17 protein-coding genes and 1 tRNA gene are annotated in these 17,049 nt (G+C 63.1%); 6 read left to right on the top strand and 12 right to left on the bottom strand.

Going from position 1 to position 17,049, the window contains the following annotated elements; translation table 11 throughout:
* Window positions 1-319: 319 nt before the first annotated feature.
* The gene (locus D4Q52_RS00575) at window positions 320-1,042 is read left to right on the top strand and encodes a helix-turn-helix domain-containing protein (RefSeq protein ID WP_119854597.1); all 723 of its coding nucleotides are present in this window, start codon (window positions 320-322) and stop codon (window positions 1,040-1,042) included.
* Window positions 1,043-1,108: 66 nt separating this feature from the next.
* Here the strand turns inward: D4Q52_RS00575 and D4Q52_RS00570 are convergent, their stop codons facing one another.
* On the bottom strand, window positions 1,109-1,720 hold the full coding sequence (locus tag D4Q52_RS00570; RefSeq protein WP_119854596.1) for an HdeD family acid-resistance protein: 612 nt from the start codon (window positions 1,718-1,720) through the stop codon (window positions 1,109-1,111).
* 499 nt (window positions 1,721-2,219) lie between these two features.
* Window positions 2,220-3,011 carry a universal stress protein gene (locus D4Q52_RS00565; protein ID WP_119854595.1) on the bottom strand — a complete coding sequence of 264 codons (792 nt, stop codon included), beginning with the start codon at window positions 3,009-3,011 and terminating at the stop codon, window positions 2,220-2,222.
* 514 nt (window positions 3,012-3,525) lie between these two features.
* Here D4Q52_RS00565 and D4Q52_RS00560 point away from each other — a divergent pair.
* Window positions 3,526-3,999, top strand: coding sequence for a phosphate-starvation-inducible PsiE family protein (locus tag D4Q52_RS00560; protein WP_119854594.1), 474 nt, complete (start codon window positions 3,526-3,528; stop codon window positions 3,997-3,999).
* A gap of 635 nt (window positions 4,000-4,634) precedes the next feature.
* On the opposite strand, the gene D4Q52_RS00555 is transcribed toward D4Q52_RS00560, so the two are convergent.
* A complete protein-coding gene (locus D4Q52_RS00555; RefSeq protein WP_119854593.1) occupies window positions 4,635-4,850 on the bottom strand; it encodes a hypothetical protein in 216 nt (71 codons plus the stop codon).
* A gap of 310 nt (window positions 4,851-5,160) precedes the next feature.
* Here D4Q52_RS00555 and D4Q52_RS00550 point away from each other — a divergent pair, with 310 nt between their 5' ends.
* Window positions 5,161-5,403 carry a BrnA antitoxin family protein gene (locus D4Q52_RS00550; RefSeq protein WP_119854592.1) on the top strand — a complete coding sequence of 81 codons (243 nt, stop codon included), beginning with the start codon at window positions 5,161-5,163 and terminating at the stop codon, window positions 5,401-5,403.
* Window positions 5,404-5,630: 227 nt separating this feature from the next.
* Here D4Q52_RS00550 and D4Q52_RS00545 read toward each other — a convergent pair whose 3' ends face one another.
* Window positions 5,631-6,512: a DMT family transporter gene (locus tag D4Q52_RS00545; RefSeq protein WP_119854591.1), complete on the bottom strand. Its 882-nt coding sequence runs from the start codon at window positions 6,510-6,512 to the stop codon at window positions 5,631-5,633.
* Between the two features lie 180 nt (window positions 6,513-6,692).
* Here D4Q52_RS00545 and D4Q52_RS00540 point away from each other — a divergent pair, with 180 nt between their 5' ends.
* Together D4Q52_RS00540 and D4Q52_RS00535 are read left to right on the top strand one after the other, a co-directional pair.
* The gene (locus tag D4Q52_RS00540) at window positions 6,693-7,094 is read left to right on the top strand and encodes a RidA family protein (protein WP_119854590.1); all 402 of its coding nucleotides are present in this window, start codon (window positions 6,693-6,695) and stop codon (window positions 7,092-7,094) included.
* Window positions 7,095-7,175: 81 nt separating this feature from the next.
* Window positions 7,176-7,379: a hypothetical protein gene (locus D4Q52_RS00535; protein ID WP_119854589.1), complete on the top strand. Its 204-nt coding sequence runs from the start codon at window positions 7,176-7,178 to the stop codon at window positions 7,377-7,379.
* Window positions 7,380-7,382: 3 nt separating this feature from the next.
* Here D4Q52_RS00535 and D4Q52_RS00530 read toward each other — a convergent pair whose 3' ends face one another.
* The 7 genes from D4Q52_RS00530 to D4Q52_RS00500 form a co-directional block, all read right to left on the bottom strand.
* Window positions 7,383-8,717, bottom strand: coding sequence for a phenylacetate--CoA ligase family protein (locus tag D4Q52_RS00530; RefSeq protein WP_119854588.1), 1,335 nt, complete (start codon window positions 8,715-8,717; stop codon window positions 7,383-7,385).
* Between the two features lie 66 nt (window positions 8,718-8,783).
* Window positions 8,784-9,569, bottom strand: a complete 786-nt coding sequence (locus D4Q52_RS00525; protein WP_119854587.1) for a MetQ/NlpA family ABC transporter substrate-binding protein — start codon at window positions 9,567-9,569, stop codon at window positions 8,784-8,786.
* A gap of 248 nt (window positions 9,570-9,817) precedes the next feature.
* Window positions 9,818-10,009 (bottom strand): hypothetical protein, encoded by a 192-nt coding sequence (locus tag D4Q52_RS00520; RefSeq protein ID WP_119854586.1) that lies wholly within the window; start codon window positions 10,007-10,009, stop codon window positions 9,818-9,820.
* Between the two features lie 521 nt (window positions 10,010-10,530).
* On the bottom strand, window positions 10,531-10,776 hold the full coding sequence (locus D4Q52_RS00515; protein WP_119854585.1) for a hypothetical protein: 246 nt from the start codon (window positions 10,774-10,776) through the stop codon (window positions 10,531-10,533).
* A 168-nt stretch (window positions 10,777-10,944) separates the two neighbouring features.
* Window positions 10,945-11,020 (bottom strand) — tRNA-Lys (locus D4Q52_RS00510).
* 233 nt (window positions 11,021-11,253) lie between these two features.
* Complete coding sequence (locus D4Q52_RS00505) at window positions 11,254-13,941, bottom strand: glycosyltransferase (protein ID WP_119854584.1); 2,688 nt, start codon at window positions 13,939-13,941, stop codon at window positions 11,254-11,256.
* Window positions 13,942-14,129: 188 nt separating this feature from the next.
* Window positions 14,130-14,744 (bottom strand): beta-1-3, beta-1-6-glucan biosynthesis protein, encoded by a 615-nt coding sequence (locus tag D4Q52_RS00500; protein ID WP_119854831.1) that lies wholly within the window; start codon window positions 14,742-14,744, stop codon window positions 14,130-14,132.
* A gap of 231 nt (window positions 14,745-14,975) precedes the next feature.
* Between D4Q52_RS00500 and D4Q52_RS00495 the strand changes: the two genes are divergently transcribed.
* Window positions 14,976-16,652 (top strand): beta-(1-6) glucans synthase, encoded by a 1,677-nt coding sequence (locus tag D4Q52_RS00495; protein ID WP_119854583.1) that lies wholly within the window; start codon window positions 14,976-14,978, stop codon window positions 16,650-16,652.
* On the opposite strand, the gene D4Q52_RS00490 is transcribed toward D4Q52_RS00495, so the two are convergent.
* Complete coding sequence (locus tag D4Q52_RS00490; protein WP_119854582.1) at window positions 16,612-16,992, bottom strand: hypothetical protein; 381 nt, start codon at window positions 16,990-16,992, stop codon at window positions 16,612-16,614. The genes D4Q52_RS00495 and D4Q52_RS00490 overlap by 41 nt on opposite strands.
* Window positions 16,993-17,049 lie beyond the last annotated feature (57 nt).

The raw sequence follows: 17,049 nt of genomic DNA, 5'->3' as shown, positions 1-17,049 counted from the left end.
CGAGCGACCATCGTGACGCAATGCGGGGTGAGATCAGCGGAATGGCATTACTGCGGCCGTGCACATCGCCGAGATGGTCGCCCGAGCCGCCTGTCACCACGCGGTCCGGTCTGCTGAATGCCTTGCAGCGCCTCGCCGGGTGGCGGAACTCGCTGCCGATTGGTTCACATGGTCGGGATCCAGTTTAGGCTGAAGAGCCGTTACGTGTTTTTACGTTACGAGAATTTCCCAAGTTTACCCGAGCGCGCGGCTGATAGTTGATGACCGGAAGGCAGAGCGTCACTGCCGCCGAGGGCGCCAGGAAGGGAAGGACAGGGAAATGAAGCCGATCATTCACCCAGCGGACTATTATCGGAAGATTCTCGCCGCTCAGCCTCACGCGCTGAAGTCGCTCGATGCCTCGGTCGCGATTGTCAAATTGAACCGTGACCAGCAGGTTCCGGAGGACGCAGGCCCCGCGGGGCGCTGGTACTACGTCATTGCCGGCGCCGTGCGTTATTCGACCATCCGTCCAGATGGTCGACGGCAGCTCCTCGACCTGATGCTGATAGGAGATTTCTTCCTTGTCGGGAGCAGCCAGCGAGACGACACCATTGAGGCCGTCACGGAAGAGACTGTGCTCGCGAGCTATTCCGGAGCGCGGCTGGAAAATCTGGGCGAGCGCGATCACCGCTTTGCCAGAGAAATGCGAGAGATCACGTTTCAATCACTCGAACGCTCCCGACAGCAGCTCGTCGTGCTCGGCGGCGTCACGGCGGCGGACAAGGTGAGCGCGTTCCTGCTGCATCTCGAGGTGCGCTATGGCGATCAGCGTGGAGACATACGGCTTCCGATCACCCGGTATGATCTGGCGGAGTACCTCGCAGTGTCCGTGGAGACCGTGTGTCGCGCGTTTTCAGATCTGCAGCAGCGCGGGGTCATTGCCTTGATCGGGATACGAACGGTCCGCATCGTGAATCGCAATGCACTGCAGCACCAAATCGGAAGAAAGTATCCGAATGCCGGCCTCGCTGCCGTCTCGGCCGAGTTGCGCCCGATCTGATGCGTCGCGTCTTGTCGGGCGCCAGGCTCCTGCACGGCCGGCGCCCGAGATCATCAGCAGAATGGCTCACACCGCTGCAGCAAGGGTGCCAGCCTGCTCGCGCTGGCGGGCGCGCAACTTGAAGGACAGAATGATCAACGCGGTTCCAAAGGCCACCGCATAAGCTCCCATCCACCACGTCAGCACGACGGCGCCGATCAGCGGCATAGCCACCAACAGCGCGCCATACACGATGGACAGCAGCCCGCCCAACACCATCCACCAGCGGCCATGATCAAGCTTGAGACGGAAACCAGCAGTCGTCATCAGCACACCCGAGACGATCGCCCAGGCGGCGACCAGCAGGACAAAGGCGATCACCGTCAGGCCAGGCCAGATGAAGGCGGCGACACCAACGGCGATATTGAGAAGGCCTTCAAACAACAGCAGTCCCCATTGACCGGACTTTCGCATGGCGCGAACGGCAGAAATGATCGCTGCGACGCCGTCGACCAGCATGTAGGCCGAGAACAGCAGCACCAGTGAAAGCATCGTGGGGCCCGGCAAGAAGAACGCGAGCAATCCGAAGATAATTCCGAAGGCGCCTCGCAGCAGGAACAGCCACCAATTCTTGGCGAGCCTCGCGGAGGGAAGGTCGATCTTAACGTCGGCATTACTGTTGTCGGTCGTACTGGTCATGTCTGGCTCCGAAAATGGCTGTCGCTTCGGGTGCGGCCATAGTGATGAGTTTCCACGACGACGTGCCTTGACAGCTGTCAGACCCTGCTGGCTGCGGGACCATTCGGATGTCATGGCTTACGTAGTATTGCTGAATCGCAGTGTTGCGACTTTACAAGCAGTCTCGGGGATTGGTGCGGGCGGAATTTGTGCCGAGACAAAGGAGACGATGCAATGCCAGCCAAGCCTCCCATGAACGGGGTTGAACCTGAGAAGTCCGAGGATGACATCCAACGTGAGTTGTTGGGTCCCCGCGGCGTTCCTGGCGCGCCCGACCCGGCCAAGATGACACCGCAGCGCGCCAAGAAGACGCCGCTCTATCATCTGGATCCTGGCCACCCTTCGTAGAGGAGGAACGGCTGCAATCAGGCGGCGTGAACTGCCAACACGCGTCTGTCGCGAGCGGGGAAGACCGGAGAGCTGGCGGCCTGACAGGTTCTGTCGAGCATGGCTCGGCTTATCAATGCGCAATGACGAGCGGGATCGGCGAGCGACGGAGCAGGCGGCGCGTCGTACTGCCGGGCAACAGTTCATGAAGGGCAGAATGGCCGAAGCTGCCCATCACCAGCAGAGTGGCGTCCAGCGTGCGGCATTCTTCGATCAGCACGCCGGCGGTTTCGTCTTCTTCGCCGAACGCTCGGTGCTTGACGGCGTTGATGCCGTGATGCCGAAGATGTTGTACCGCATCGTTTCCCATGAGGCGGTCCGCCTCCGTCGGATTCTCTCCTTCGACGACCAGGAGACCAACTTTCTCAGCCCGTTGCAGATACGGCATGGCTTCGGCCATTGCGCGTGCCGCCTCACGACTGCCATTCCATGCAACGATGACATGCTTCAGGAATCGAAGCGGTCTGAGCTCGTGCGGCACCAGGAAAAGGTGGCGGCCCGCTCCGAAAAGGAGGCGCTCGATCAAGCGCTCCGAGTTGCTCGATAGGCCGTCGGGACAGAGTTCCACGAACGTGTCAGCAGCGCGCGCCGGCCGCATGGCCGTATCCGGGACGTCCTCCTCACCGGCAACCTCAAAGCGACGAAGGTGCGTTTCCTGCTGCAGACGCTCCAAACGCGCGATCGCAGCTGCTTCGACGGCGCGGCCGTCCTCCTTCCCGGCTTCGCCAGTGGTGAGAGGAGACTGCGAAATGAAGGAGAGACCGGTGATGTGAGATGAAAATATCGTGGCGATCTGATCGGCGGCCGCCAGACGAACATCGTCCTGCGCCGTTCCGTCGAGACGAACCAGGATGTCCTTGATCATGGCAGTCCTTTTCCAGTCATGCGGCCGGCGCCGATTGGACAAAACGGTCGCTTTCCGTCCGAATGACGCGACCAGTTGGATAAAGACGATGACTGCCTGACCGAAGCGACCCGGAATCCGCAACCTGCCATCCTTGCATTTCTATCAAGCCGTACTCGTCAGCGCGAACCGGCGTACATGATCCCGTAGCCGCATCATCGCGCCGAAAAAAGGAAAGGACCGCGTAGCTGCGTGCTGACGGCGGTCCAAGTCTAGGGAGGACGCCCGAGAAGGGGCCACAATGGTGCGACGCATCGCATCTCTATCATCGCAACGGCCAGGGCGCCGTGCATTGATAGGTCTCAATCGGATCGCCATAGAAATGCGGAGCGCGGCGCCTGGGGCGCTCGATGTCTGCTGACAGCAGTCAGTGCGCAACAGCGTCCTCCGCCCATATAGTCCCCGTCGATCCTGACTGAAGCCGTCGCCCGACATTCCGCGTTGGGCTGGCGAAACGTTGAGGGCGAAGGTGATCATGTCGATCAAGGATGAATTCGAGGAGAAGAAGAGCGAACTCAAGCTGGCATCGCTTTACGAATGGTTCGAGCGAGCTGTCGTACTTTTGCTGACGTTCCTGATTGCAATCGTCGTGATCGCGGCGGTCTGGACGCTCAGCCTGAAGATTCTATTCGGGTTGGTACTCGCCGGCAGTCTCGATCCGTCAGATTACCGAGTATTTCAGTCTGTTTTCGGCATGATCCTCACCGTGATCATTGCATTGGAATTCAAAAAGTCGCTGCTGGTGGTGGCTGAACGCCGAGAAGCCGTGGTACAGATCCGGTCCGTGATCGTGATCGCGCTGCTTGCCATCTGTCGAAAGGTGATCATCCTGGATCTCGCCGAAACGGACGCATTGCATACGCTGGCATTCGCGATGGTGATCCTCGCGCTCGGGATGGTGTATTGGCTGATACGCGATAGCGATCGCCGCCGTGACGGGACTGCCTAGATGATGCAACCACTCCGGCGCTGCGCGCTGCAGGTCGGTGGACGGGCGAGCTGGGACGTGCTTGGTGGCGAGCGTCCTGAGCTTGCCACCGGACTCTAGCAATCGAAAATTTCTCCGCAGCTGCTGCTCTTGGTCCCTGATCGTCTTCTCGTGGGGATCAGCCTGGATCGATCCGATTCGTTGAAAAAGCCCATGGCGACGTCGCGCAGATGCTTGCGCTGGCGGAGCTCCGGCTCCGTGAGGCGCCGCGGCTTCGTGTCGATCCTCCCAGAGGCTGCCGGTTCGCGGTCCGTCTGCGGTAACGTCACCGGAGGGGCCGATCTCCGATCAGCTCACGAGCCGACAGGGCCTTCGGTCAATTGATCGCCATCCGCGACCGCAAAACGCGGTTCCAGTGGACAGAGGACGTGGTTGATATTGAGGTGGGAAGGTGTAAACGAAGCCGAATTTGCGCGAAATCCGGACGCTAGCCGACGGCGAAGGGCGAACGGCGGTTACGCCGAAGCAGAGCGTGACATCACGCGAATCTTTATCGATATCTCACGAAGGCACGGCATAGAGGCAAGCCTGCGATGGATTGGAAGGTGCCGAAAGCAGACAACAAAGTGTACGGGAGACACTCGCCCCAGTCGTCATCAATTACAGGTGAATCGCTTCAGCGCATGCTTGGTGACGAAGCCAAATCCGCAGGTGTCGCAGGTCCACAGGTAGCTAATCATGCTCTCGGTAAGATACGCCGAGGCCTCGGCCGCGATCATGGAATCCGAACAGACCGGGCAGGCCGGCAGATCGCAACCGCGCGGCGCCGGACGAGGGGCCTTGGTCGACAGGAACTCAGCACTTGCCGGCATCGTGACCTCCTCACATCGTTTGGGACTGACCTTGCGAGTTGCATAAACTATACACCCGGAACTCTGACGATGTCGCAACAGAAATGCGTTGCTTTCGCGAAATTCGATTCTGCAACGCAGCGCTCGCGTCGCAGCGTCATGCGGCCACGACTCTTGCCGATGCACTTTCCGCGAGCAACGTGCGCCGGGACGCGCGCGTCGTGAACAGTTAGTTACCAAATTGCGTTCGCTTTGATCGTGTTCGATCTGCGACGCGTTTTTTTGCTATTTTGTCAGCGCTGCTGACTAACCAAGCGCCGAAGAGGATACCATGTCTCAGCCGCCACGCCGCCCGCGCACTTTGAATGACGCACGAACCGAGGCCGAGGCGGCCTTCAAGAAGGTGACCACCAAACCGGTCGAAACTCCGGCGCTCAAGCGGCAGACGCTACCGGGCATCAAGGAAATGGTTTCGCTGCGGATCGATCAGGACGTGCTCGAGCACTTCCAATCGGATGGTCCGGGCTGGCAGGACCGCATCAACGCCGCGCTACGCAAGGCATCGGGTCTGTAACGCCCGAGCGCCGAAGTCCTGAGAACCAGACTCAAGCTTCGAAGTGCATTGTCGGCGTCTCGCAAATCGCCTCGGTCGCTTGCGGCCTCCGTCCTGCCGGACTGGTCATGCCATCCATGCCGTTCCTGCAATTCTTCGGTCGGCAGGGCACCAACAGGTCGCGGATGCAGCGAACATCCAGATCGGCTTGCTTTGCTCTATGAAGCGAAGATCGGCTCTCGCGTTGCCTATGGCGCCTTGCGCACCGCCGTTGGGCTTGGCGCGCTGCGCAGGTTCAGCAAATTGCCCGTCAGGATCAGAACTGCGCCGAGCACGGTGTAGATGTCGAGCCGCTCGCCGTAGATTAGCCAGCCGGCGGTTGCGGTCAGCGGCACGCGCAGGAAATCCATCGGGATCACGATCGTCGCATCGGCGTAGGTCAGCGCCCGCGCCATGCAGTAGTGTGAGAACGTGCCGCAGAACGCGATCACGACGATCCACATCCAGCCGACCGTCGACGGCCACTGCCAGACATAGATCGCCGGCAGCAGGCCGATCGCCGATTGGATGACCAGCATCCAGAACATGATGGTCAGCGTGCTGTCGATGCGGGTCAGCGACTTGACGATGGTGATCGAAATCGCGAAGCCGAACGCAGCGGCCAGCGCGATCAGTTGGCCCGGTTCGACCGAGCCTGTGGCGGGGCGAACGATCACGATGACGCCGATCAAGCCGAGCACCACGGCGGTGACCTTGCCGGGGTTGAGGCGTTCGCCGAGAAAGATTGCGGCCAGGATCGCGATCCAGATCGGCATGGTGAACTCGATCGCCACCACTTGGCCGATCGGGATGATCAGCAGCGCCGCAAACCAGCAATATTGGGCGGCGTAGTGCACCACGTTGCGGCTGACGTGTGACCAGGGGCGCGACGTGCCCATCGCGGCGAAGCCGCCGGCGGCGTGAATCAGCGGATAGAGCAGCAGGAAGCCGATCGTCGAGCGCAGTTCCATCACCTGGAACAGATGCAGCCCGCGCGCCGCCTCCCGGCCGGCGACCGCGATGATCACCATCAGGCCGAGCCATCCGGCCATCCACACGGCGGCCATGCTTTTCGAAGGGTGTCGGGTCATTGGCGTTTGTTCTGCTTCGTGATCGCCGCGGCGTTTCCGCTTGCTCTATCGGCGACCGCGTCGCGATTGGCAACCGCTGCGGGTATGCGCGTGGTTGATTTCCGCCATGTCCTATGCCCCGATGCAGCCTTGAAGTGGCAAGAGCCGCAGCAGTCGGCTCGACAACAGGGGAGATTTCGCATGCGGACCTTGCAGCCGGTGGATTGGGCCAAGCCGAAGGGCTTCTCGCATGGCGTGGCGTTCATTGGGCCGGGGCAGTGGCTGGTGCTCGCGGGCCAGACCGGCACCAATGGTCAGGGCGAGTACGAATCGGACGATCTCGCCGTGCAGGTCGGTGCAGCGCTGAAACGGATCGTCACGCTGCTGCGCGAGGCCGGGGCGGGGCCCGAGCATATTGTGCGGCTGACCTGGTACCTCACCAGCCGCGACGACTATGCGGCCGCGGGCGCCGGCATCGCCGCGGCATGGCGCGAGACGCTGGGCCGGCATTTCCCGCCGTCGACGCTGCTGTACATCTCCGGTCTGGTCGATCCGCGCGCCAAGGTCGAGATCGAGGTCACCGCCTTCGTGCCGGCCCGCTAGGGGCTTGCCGGACCACCATGCGGCTTGCAAGCCAGGCGGGTTTCGGCCAACAAGCCCGCCAGCTTGCAAGGAGTTCGACCCATGACCCAGCGTTCCACCGCGGCCGATTTCGTCCAGGGCTTTGCGACCGGCTGGCCGGAGAATCAGCCCGAGGTGATGATTCTGTCACTGACCACCCAGAAGGGCGTGCAGGATTTCGCCATGACCAAGGAGCAGGCGCTGCTGGTGGCCAAGACCATCAAGCGCACCGCGACGCAGCTGGCCGCGCCGAAGCTGAAGGCCTGAGCCTCAGCTCCAGACGCCGCTGCGACGATCCTCGACGCGTTTGGCCTTGTGGGTCGCACGCGGCAGCGTGTCCGGCTTCAGCACCGACACCGCGGCCGACACGCCGGTGACCGCCTTGAGCTTGCGCCCGAAGCGGTCTGCAAGATGCTCCGGCGCGCCGTTGTAGCCGTGGATGTGCTCGACCTCCACGGTGAGGTGGTCGAGATGATTGATGCGGTCGACCACCAGCCGATACTCGCCGGTGAGTTCGTGGTCCTGCCGCGCCACCGCCTCGACGTCGCTCGGGAACAGATTGACGCCCTTGATGATCAGCATGTCGTCGCGGCGGCCATGCACGCCGTTGAGACGGATCGCGGTCCGGCCGCAGCGGCACGGCTCCGGGTTGAAGCTGACGATGTCGCCGGTGCGGAAACGGATCATCGGCCGCGCCGCCTTCTGCAGGGTGGTCAGCACCATCTCGCCGCGGTCGCCCGGCTTGACCGGCTCGCCGCTGTCGGGATCGATCACTTCGACCAGAATATGATCCTCGGCCCAGTGCAGGCCGTCCTTCTGCTCGCACATCCCGGCGCAGGAGCCGAAGATGTCGGACAGGCCGTAGTAGTCGTAGACCGAGGCGCCCCACAGTTGCTCGATGCGGCCCCGCGTCTCCGGGATCGAGCCGCCGGGTTCGCCGGCGACGAAGATCCGCCGCACGCTGAGATCTTTGCGCAGGTCGTAGCCTTCCTTGACGGCGGTTTCGCCGAGGTACCAGGCATAGGACGGCGTGGTCCAGATCACCGTCGCCTGGAATTGCCGCAGGATCTGCAGCAGCCGCTCGGACGGCAGCGTGCCGGCATGGATCGTCAGCGCGCCGAGCTTCTGCGCGCCGAGCACGCAGGGACCGCCGATGAACAGCGAGAAGTTGAGCGAATGCACGTAACGGTCCGACGGCCGCATCCCGGACGACCAGAACTGCCGCGCCTCATAGTCGATCCAGCCGTCGAAATCATCCTGCGTGAACGGCGAGGCGGTCGGCACCCCGGTCGAGCCGGACGAGGCGGAGATGTAGACGATGTCGCGCTCCGGCACCGCGACGAGATCTCCGAACGGCGGCACCGCGAGCTGGCGGTCGCGTAGCGTGGCCTTGTCGATCAGCGGGAAGCGGCGAATGTCGTCGAGCGATTTGATCTGTCCCGGCGACACCTTGGCGGCGTCGAAGGCCGCGCGATAGGCCGGCGAGCCCGCATAAGCGTGGGCGACGTGCTTCTGCAGCAGCGATAGTTTCAGGGCGTCCCAGTCGGCGCGTGATTGGGTCTCGAGCTTGGCGTCCCAAAACGGACGATCATCGGCGTGTGTCATGTAGGTTCCTGAACGCAGACCGGCCGCGCAGCGGCGGCCGGTCTTAGATATGCGGAGAGTGGTGCGTCACCAGGTGGTGAGGATGGTGCCGTTGAAGCGCTGCTCGGTGAAGGCTTTGACTTCCGGCGAGCGATAGATCTCGACGAACTTCTTCAGTACCGGATTGTCCTTGTTCTTGGCGCGGACCGCGAACACCAGATTCCAATTGGTGTCGGCGTCCTCGAGCAGCAAGGCCGTCTTCGGGTCGAGCCCGGCGCTGAGCGCGTAGTTGAGGTTGACGGCCGAGAAGTCGAGGTCGTTCAGCGAGCGCGGCAGCTGGGCGGCGTCGAGTTCGACGATCTTCAGCTTCTTCGGATTGTCGGCGATATCGGCGATCGTCGCCTTGATGCCGATGCCCGGCTTCAGCTTGATCAGGCCGGCCTTCTCGAACAATTCCAGCGCCCGCGCACCGTTCGACGGATCGTTCGGAATCGCCGCCGTGGCGCCGGTCTTGATGTCGGCGATGCTCTTGACCTTGTTGGAGTAGATCCCGATCGGCACGATGATGCTCTTGGCGATCGAGACGATGTCATAGCCGCGCTGCGCCACCTGGTTGTCGAGATAAGGCTGGTGCTGGAAATTGTTGATGTCGAGATCATCCTGCGCCAGCGCCGCGTTCGGCACCGTGTAGTCGGTGAACTCGGTGATCTTCAGCTCGATTCCCTGCTTGGCGGCGAGGTCGCCGGCGTAGCGCAGAATCTCCGCGTAAGGACCCGCGGTGGTGCCGATGCGGACCACGTCGCTGGCGAAGGCGGGCGAGAACGCCGACAGCGCGGCGAGCGCCGCAGCGGCGAAAACAAACTTCCGTGTCATGTGATGCGAACCTTCGAGTGATGACCATCGCGTGGTCGAGGTGGACGGAAACTACAAGCCGCTGCCGCCAGCGGCCATTTTGAATTCGGCCGCGAAACGAGGCTGTTGTTTTCCCGATGGAGCCACCGGGAGATTTTCGTTTTGCAAATGGGAGAGAGCGGCGATCGGCCAGATCGCGACGGCCAACCGTGCAGAAGCAATGGTGCGGTCGCCGCGGTCTTCAGCGCAGATGCGCGTTGCCAAGAGCCTTATTGCAGCCTCGGGCGGGCTTCCTTGGCGCACCGCGTCGCCGCCTTCTGGGCCGCGACCAGCGATCCGAACTCTTGGCGTTCGAGGCTGTTGAAATCGTGGTGCGAGGCGAAGAAGCAGTAGTTGCGGCCTTCCCGGACGACGATGCCGGCCGTGCGTGAGTGGACTTCGATGACGTAAGCGTCGGACATGGGTGCTCAACTGGCAAAGCCAGTGCCTCCTGGTAATCCTGATGATCGGTGATACGAAAAGTGCTGGATGGCGCCGGCGTCAGCCGAGCGTACAACGACAGCAGCAACAACACCGCGAGGAGGAGGAGAGCAGTCCGGAGGCGATGAGATCAGATGAAGGGGCCGTCGAGACGATGGCTTTCATGTGTCGTTCTCCAAGTAATAAGGAGCCCACGACCATGTCGTGGCGCTTTAGCGATTAAACCCGCGGCGCAAGCTGCTCCGTCAAATCCCGCGATCCGACCTCAAACGAGATCGAACGAGGCAAACTCTGCCAGAGCCGGACATCAAGTCAACGCGTGCGGAAAAATAAGGTCGATTTGCCCCGCGCGCGTTTGACGGCGAAACGGCGCGTGCGAGGCGGATGCGCCGATGAGGAAAATGTGCTGCCGTGCAACTAAGAGTGTGTCGCATCTGGGCGTCTCAGAATGCGAGCTCAGTTGCGGAAGGTGCGGATCGTTTCAATCAGCCATCGAGCTGGTCTATTGGCTCCAACGATACAGCAGTGCGATGCCGAGCGCGATCGCCAGCCAGATCGCCCCATGCTTCAGCCATTTCGCCGGCGCTCCGCGCCGCAACAGGCCGCGCCCGATGAACAGCGCCAGCGCCATCAGCACCGCGCTGCGGATCAGCATGTCCGACTCGAACAGGCTGCCGGAGTAGACGCCGTCATTGACGATCGCCGCGATGCCGGCGACCACAAGGATGGCCAGGAGACCCCAAAGCACGCGTAACCTCCGCTCATCATCTCAGACCGTGGAGATGGCGATGATGCCGGCTGAAAGCGATGTGTCAGAAGGAAGCTTGTGCGGCCGGCGAGGCGGCGCCGCGTCCGTGCTGCGAGACAATTCGGCGGGAGAGCCGGTGCTCCGCGGACAACTCTGAAACGGATTGCATGGTGAGCGCGGAGGGACTCGAACCCTCGACCCCATGATTAAAAGTCACGTGCTCTACCGGCTGAGCTACGCGCTCACGTGGGGGGCTGTGTAGGGGGCGAGGGCGCTGGGGTCAATAGGCCGGGAGCGCCGGCGGTTCCGTGTTTGTGGGCGATTGGCTCGTTTACACAGGGATTTGCGCGGCGATCCTGATGTGGCGCGCCAGCGGCGGAAAACCGGCGCTGAAGGCGTTGAGGTGCTCAAGGCGTGGTTGGCCGGGACAAACCCGGACATGAGGGGGTGAGAGGTCCGCTGCCGAACGGCGCCGCTTCACGCCGCGTCGGTGTGGATCTCCTGGGCGACCTTCTGCCGCGCCGGGATAGCCGGGGGCAGGGTGACCGGACGCAGGCCGATCAATTCGGCGGTGCGGATGCGGGTGGCGGTCCACCACTGAAACGCGTTGATTCGCGAGTTCTCCAGGATGGCGATCGCGACTGCGGCCAGGAACGGCAGGCTCTGCAACACCAGCACGCCGGCGAAGATGTAGATCTCGGTGATCTGCCGGAAGCTGTTGGACGCCACCAGCACGCCGGCGCCGATCAGCAGCAGCACGCCGATCACCGCCTCCCAGAACGCCTGGAACTCGACCGACATCATCGTCAGGCCGCCCTTGGAGGTGCGATTAAAGGCGAGGTGCTCGGTGATCAGGCCCTGGGCGACGGCGCGGCACACCGTCCATTGCACCGACATCGCGGCGATCATCGCCCCCAGCATCTGCCAGACGTTGATCTTCACCCGCAGCCGATACAGCGTCAAAAAGTGCGCCAGCGTGACGATGAACGAGGCGATGATCGGCAGCGTCAGGATGCGGTCCGGGATGGCGATGTCGGCGAAGGCGACGATCGGCACCCAGATCAGATTGAGGATCGCCACCACCACGCCGAGGCTCTCGGCGCCCAGCCAGTTCAGCCATCCGAGCCCGAACTCGCGCCGCTGGTCCTGCGACAGCCGGCTGTTGCCGGGCAGAAAACGGCGCCAGTGCTTCTTGATGATCTGGAAGCCGCCATAGGCCCAGCGATGGCGCTGCTTCTTGAACGCCTCGTAGGTGTCTGGCAGCAGGCCGAAGCCATAGCGCGTGTTGGTGTAGTGGGTGAGCCAGCCGTGCTCCATGATCTCGAGGCCGAGATCTGAGTCCTCGCAGATGGTGTCGCTCGACCAGCCGCCGGCCATGTCCATCGCGGCGCGGCGAATCAGGCACATCGTGCCGTGCACGATGATGCCGTTATATTCGTTGCGCTGGACCATGCCGATGTCGAAGAAGCCGGCATACTCGCCGTTCATGATGTAGTGCATCAGCGAGCGGTCGCCGTCGCGATGCTCCTGCGGCGCCTGCACCAGGCCGACACGCGGATCGTCGAACGCCGGGACGAGGTCCTTCAGCCAGTCGGGCGTGACGACGTAGTCGGCGTCGATGATGCCGATGATCTCGGCGTCGACCGCGGTGCGTTCCATCGCGATCCGCAGCGCGCCGGCCTTGAAGCCTTGCACCTTCTCGGCGTTGATGAATTTGAAGCGCTCGCCGAGTTCGCGGCAATGGTCCTGGATCGGCCGGGTGAAGGCCGGGTCGGGGGTGTTGTTGATGATCACCACGACTTCGAAATTCGGATAGTCGAGCCGTGCCAGCGCATCCAGCGTCTGCTTCAGCATCTCCGGCGGTTCGAAATAGGCCGGGACGTGGATCGACACCTTCGGAGCATGCGTCGTGCCGTCGGCCTTAAGCTTGGCCTGCTGCGCATTGGTTAGCGCGCGGGTGATCAGCCGGCGCGGCTTGCGGCCGAACGCGACCGCGGCGATCTCCTCGATCCGGGCCAGCGCGATGATCACCAGCGGCGTCAGCAGGATTATGCCGAGCGTCAGAGCGAAAGCCGAGCCGAACACGAAGTAATGCCCCGCCCAGAACGAGAACACGGTCGCGGCCCAGGCGCCGACGCCGTGTGCGGCAGCGGACAATAGCGCGGTCTGCATCACCGTTGGGGCGGCGAGCTGCAGAATCGGCAGCGACAGCAGGATGCCGACCAGCAGCGCGATGCCGGCCAGCTTCCAGTAGGCCGGGTCGACCACCGGGCCTGTCCAGGCGAATTTCGGCTGCCGCGAGGCGTTGAGGATGCCCCAATACGGACCGACGCCGCCTTCGAAGTATTTCCAGGGCTGATCGATCGCCTCGACGATGTTGTACTCCATCCCGATCGCTTCGGCGCGGCTGACGAAGTTGCGCAGCGTGACCGCCTGTTCGAACGGGCCGGGCACCGCGGCCTTGAGATTGTAGCCGGAGCTCGGCCAGCCGAACTCGGCGATGACGATGCGCTTGCCCGGGAAAGCATCGCGCAGCTTCTGATAGATGATCAGCGCCTGGTCGACCGCCTGCTTGTCCGAGAAGCCTTCCCAATAGGGTAGGATGTGCGCGGCGATGAAGTCGACCGAGGAGGCGAGCTCGGGATTCTCCAGCCAAATGTTCCAGATCTCGCCGGTGGTGACCGGGACGTTGACCTGGCTCTTCACCCGCTGGATCAGCTTGATCAGGTCTTCGACCTTTTGATCGGCGCGGTAGATGGTTTCGTTGCCGACCACGATGCCGTTGACGTTGCTGTTGCGCTTGGCGAGCTCGACGGCCGCCTGCATTTCGCGTTCGTTGCGGTCGGTGAACTTGTCGATCCAGGCGCCGACCATCACCTTGAGGCCGACCTCGTTAGCGATCGGGGGGACCAATTCTTGGCCGCCGGTCGACGAATACAGACGGATGGCGCGGGTCAGCGGCGCCAGCGTCTTGAGGTCGGAGCGGATCCGCTCGGCGGTCGGGAAGTTGTCGACGTCCGGATGGCCGGAGCCCTCGTACGGCGCGTAGGACACGCTCGGCAGGATGCCGGAGAAGTCGGGGGCTTGTTGTTTGTCTCGGAGCAGACCCCAGAGACCGGCGTGAGCAGCAGTGACGAACAGCAGAACGGCGACGACGACGCGCATCGCAACTAAACCATACGGGGCCCTGATGGCTGGTCTGCGGACCCGTCCCCGAGGTCCGACCAAAGCGGCAGCAACTCAAGCATAAAGCTCGGCCCCGACGGCGATCAATTCATATGTCGCCGTGGCGATTTGAGGGCGGTTTTGATGCCAAACCGCAAAGATTTGGAGGCGCTCCGGAGAGCGCCTGCTTATTTGGCCGGCGCGGGTGCGGGAGTCGGCGCGGGCGCCGGTGTCGCCGGAGCGGGCGAAGGCGTCGTCGGCTGCGGCTGCGGAGTAGCCGGCTTGCCGGAAGGCGCTGCCGGCGCGGCGGTGGCGGCAGCGGGCTGCGGCTGAGCGCTCGGATTGATCCAGCAGGCGTGGACGCGGCCGCTCAGACCTTCCGGCACCTTCGGGTCGATCGGGCCGGAGCGCACGAGGCAGCGGAAAGCCGCCTGGATGTGGCCGGTCGGGCAGCCGAAGCGGTCGTACAGATCGAGGTGGCGGAAGGCGGTGTCGAGGTCGTCACGCCACATCAGCACCACGACGCGGCGGCCGAGCCAGACGCATTCCGGATTGCCAGCCGGGCCGTTGATCGCCTGCGCGGCCTCGGCGAACTCGTCGGTCTTGCGCTGACTTTCCTTGAGCGCATCGGCGGGGGCCTGCGCTGGCTGATTGGCGTTCGCCGGTTGTTTGGCATTCTGATCCTGAGCGCGCAGATCGCCGCTCTGGGCGATCGCGCCGCCGATGCCGATCAGCAGGGCAAGTCCGGTCGCGGCCAGGCCACGCAACAGCGCGTTCTGGAACTCAAGGATTACTCGTCGCATAGCGTCCCCGATCTGGTTGGCCGGGCCATCGGCGGCGTCGGTCCCCATCCACCCGATGCCACTTAAAGTCCTCGCCGTTGCGGCGTGACCCTGCACGATTCCCATGACGGACATTTCAGGATTTGTCCAGCAATGACAATTGAGCAGAGCCGAGATGGCGACGAATTCATGTAGCTTAATGCGCGTTCATTCCAACGACGCGCGGGGTCGCATATGATCGTGCGTCCTCTTATGGTCTTGGCAGATCGGCTGCGAGCGGGTAATCGACGGTCCTTCTGGAGGACGGAACCAATTTCTTTTCGCACGCCGCTGGCGCTTCTCCCGATATCTCTCGGCATCATCTTCGGCGTCTGGTGGTGGATCGCCACGCCGGTCACGCTGTCCCGCGCCCCGATCGATCCGAGCGCCAAGCTCGAATGCGTGTCCTATGCGCCGTTCCGCGGCGCTCAGACGCCGCTCGATCCGACCACGCGAATCCCCGCCGAGCAGATCGAGCAGGACATGGTCCAGCTCGCCAAGATCTCGAAATGTGTGCGGACCTATTCGATCGACAATGGTCTCGAGCAGCTACCTGCGATCGCCGGCCGGGTCGGGCTCAAGGTCATGCAAGGCATCTGGCTCGGCAACGAGCGTGCCAAGAACCTCGCGCAGATCGCCGGGGCGGTGGCACTCGCCAAGGACTACCCGGATGTCATCACGGCGCTGATCGTCGGCAACGAAGTGCTGCTGCGCGGTGAACTGACCGTCGGCGATCTCGCCGCGACGATCCGGCTGGTGAAGTCTCAGGTGAAGACGCCGGTGACCTACGCCGACGTCTGGGAGTACTGGCTGCGCAATCGCGAGATTTATGACGCGGTCGACTTCGTCACGATTCACATCCTGCCGTATTGGGAGGACATCCCGGTTCGCGCCCGCAATGCCGCCGCGCATGTCGACCAGATCCGCAAGCGTGTCGGCGTCGCGTTCCCCGGCAAGGAGATCCTGATAGGCGAGACCGGCTGGCCGAGCGCCGGGCGGATGCGTGAGGGCGCGCTGCCGTCGCGTGCCAACCAGGCGCGGGTGGTGTCGGAAATCCTGCAGCTCGCCAAGCTCGAGAACTTCCGCGTCAATCTGATCGAAGCCTACGATCAGCCTTGGAAGCGCGACCTCGAAGGCACGGTCGGCGGCTTTTGGGGGCTGATCGATGCCGACAATCGCGCGCTGAAATATCCGGCCGGCGTGCCGATCAGCAACTTCCCGCAATGGAAGCTGTCGATGGCGGCCGGCATGGGGCTGAGCATTTTGGTGTTCGCTACCGCGATGCTGTCGCTGCGTCGCAAGCCGTGGGCGCCGCGGCTGGTATCGTGGCTGGCGGTCGGCGCAACGGCGACGGCGGCCGGCGTGCTGCTCGGCATCGCGGTCGACAAGATGCTGGTCGAAAGCTACGGCTGGGGCCGCTGGCTGCAGTGGGGCTTACTGCTGGCGAGTGGTGTGCTGACGCCGATCTTCGCCGCATATGCGCTGATGGTGGGGCGGCCGGCGCCGACCTTCCTGGCAATGTTCGGCCCACGCGAGATGCGCGACCGCTCGGTTTTGACCTATGGGCTCGGGCTGGCGATGGTCGTGACGGTACTGATCGGTGCCCAAACGGCACTCGGCTTCACCTTCGATCCGCGATACCGCGACTTCCCGTTCGCCTCGCTGACGATGGCGGTGCTGCCGCTGTTTCTGCTGATGCTGCTCAATCGGCCGACGCAGGGCGCGCGGCCGATCGCCGAAGCGGTGTTTGCCGGAATATTCGTGGTGTCGACGGTCTACACGCTGTTCAACGAGGGACCGAAGAATTGGCAGTCGCTGTGGACCTGCGCGGTCTATGCGATGCTGGCGATCACGCTGTGGCAGGCGCGGGGCGCGCAAAGCCCAAAATAAGCAGCCCGATCGCGATTCCCGAAAGGCCGATATTGTAAAGCACGATGCCGAGGCCGGCGGCGATCAGGCCGGCGGTCAGCAGCACGATCGACGGCCGGATGACGTGCAGCACGGCGATTACCAGCGCCGCGATCCCGAACACCGAATTGCGGAACAGATAGGTCATCAGCAACCGCGTCGTACACAGCATCGACTGCTGACCGGCGTCGCAGGCCAGCGCAACCGTCGAGAGTTCGATCGCCAGATAGCGCAGATACAGCGCGTAGCCGACGGTGACGAAACCGACCACCAGCAGCCATTGCACCTGATACGGGGAGAGACGGAAGGGTTCTTTCTTCATGGCGCGATTATGCGGTGGTTTGCGGTTGCGAACAACCCGGCAGGATGGAGCAACTCG

This window comes from Rhodopseudomonas palustris (assembly GCF_003591005.1).
Lineage (GTDB): Bacteria > Pseudomonadota > Alphaproteobacteria > Rhizobiales > Xanthobacteraceae > Rhodopseudomonas > Rhodopseudomonas palustris_K.
This window is presented reverse-complemented; position numbering and strand designations above follow the sequence as displayed.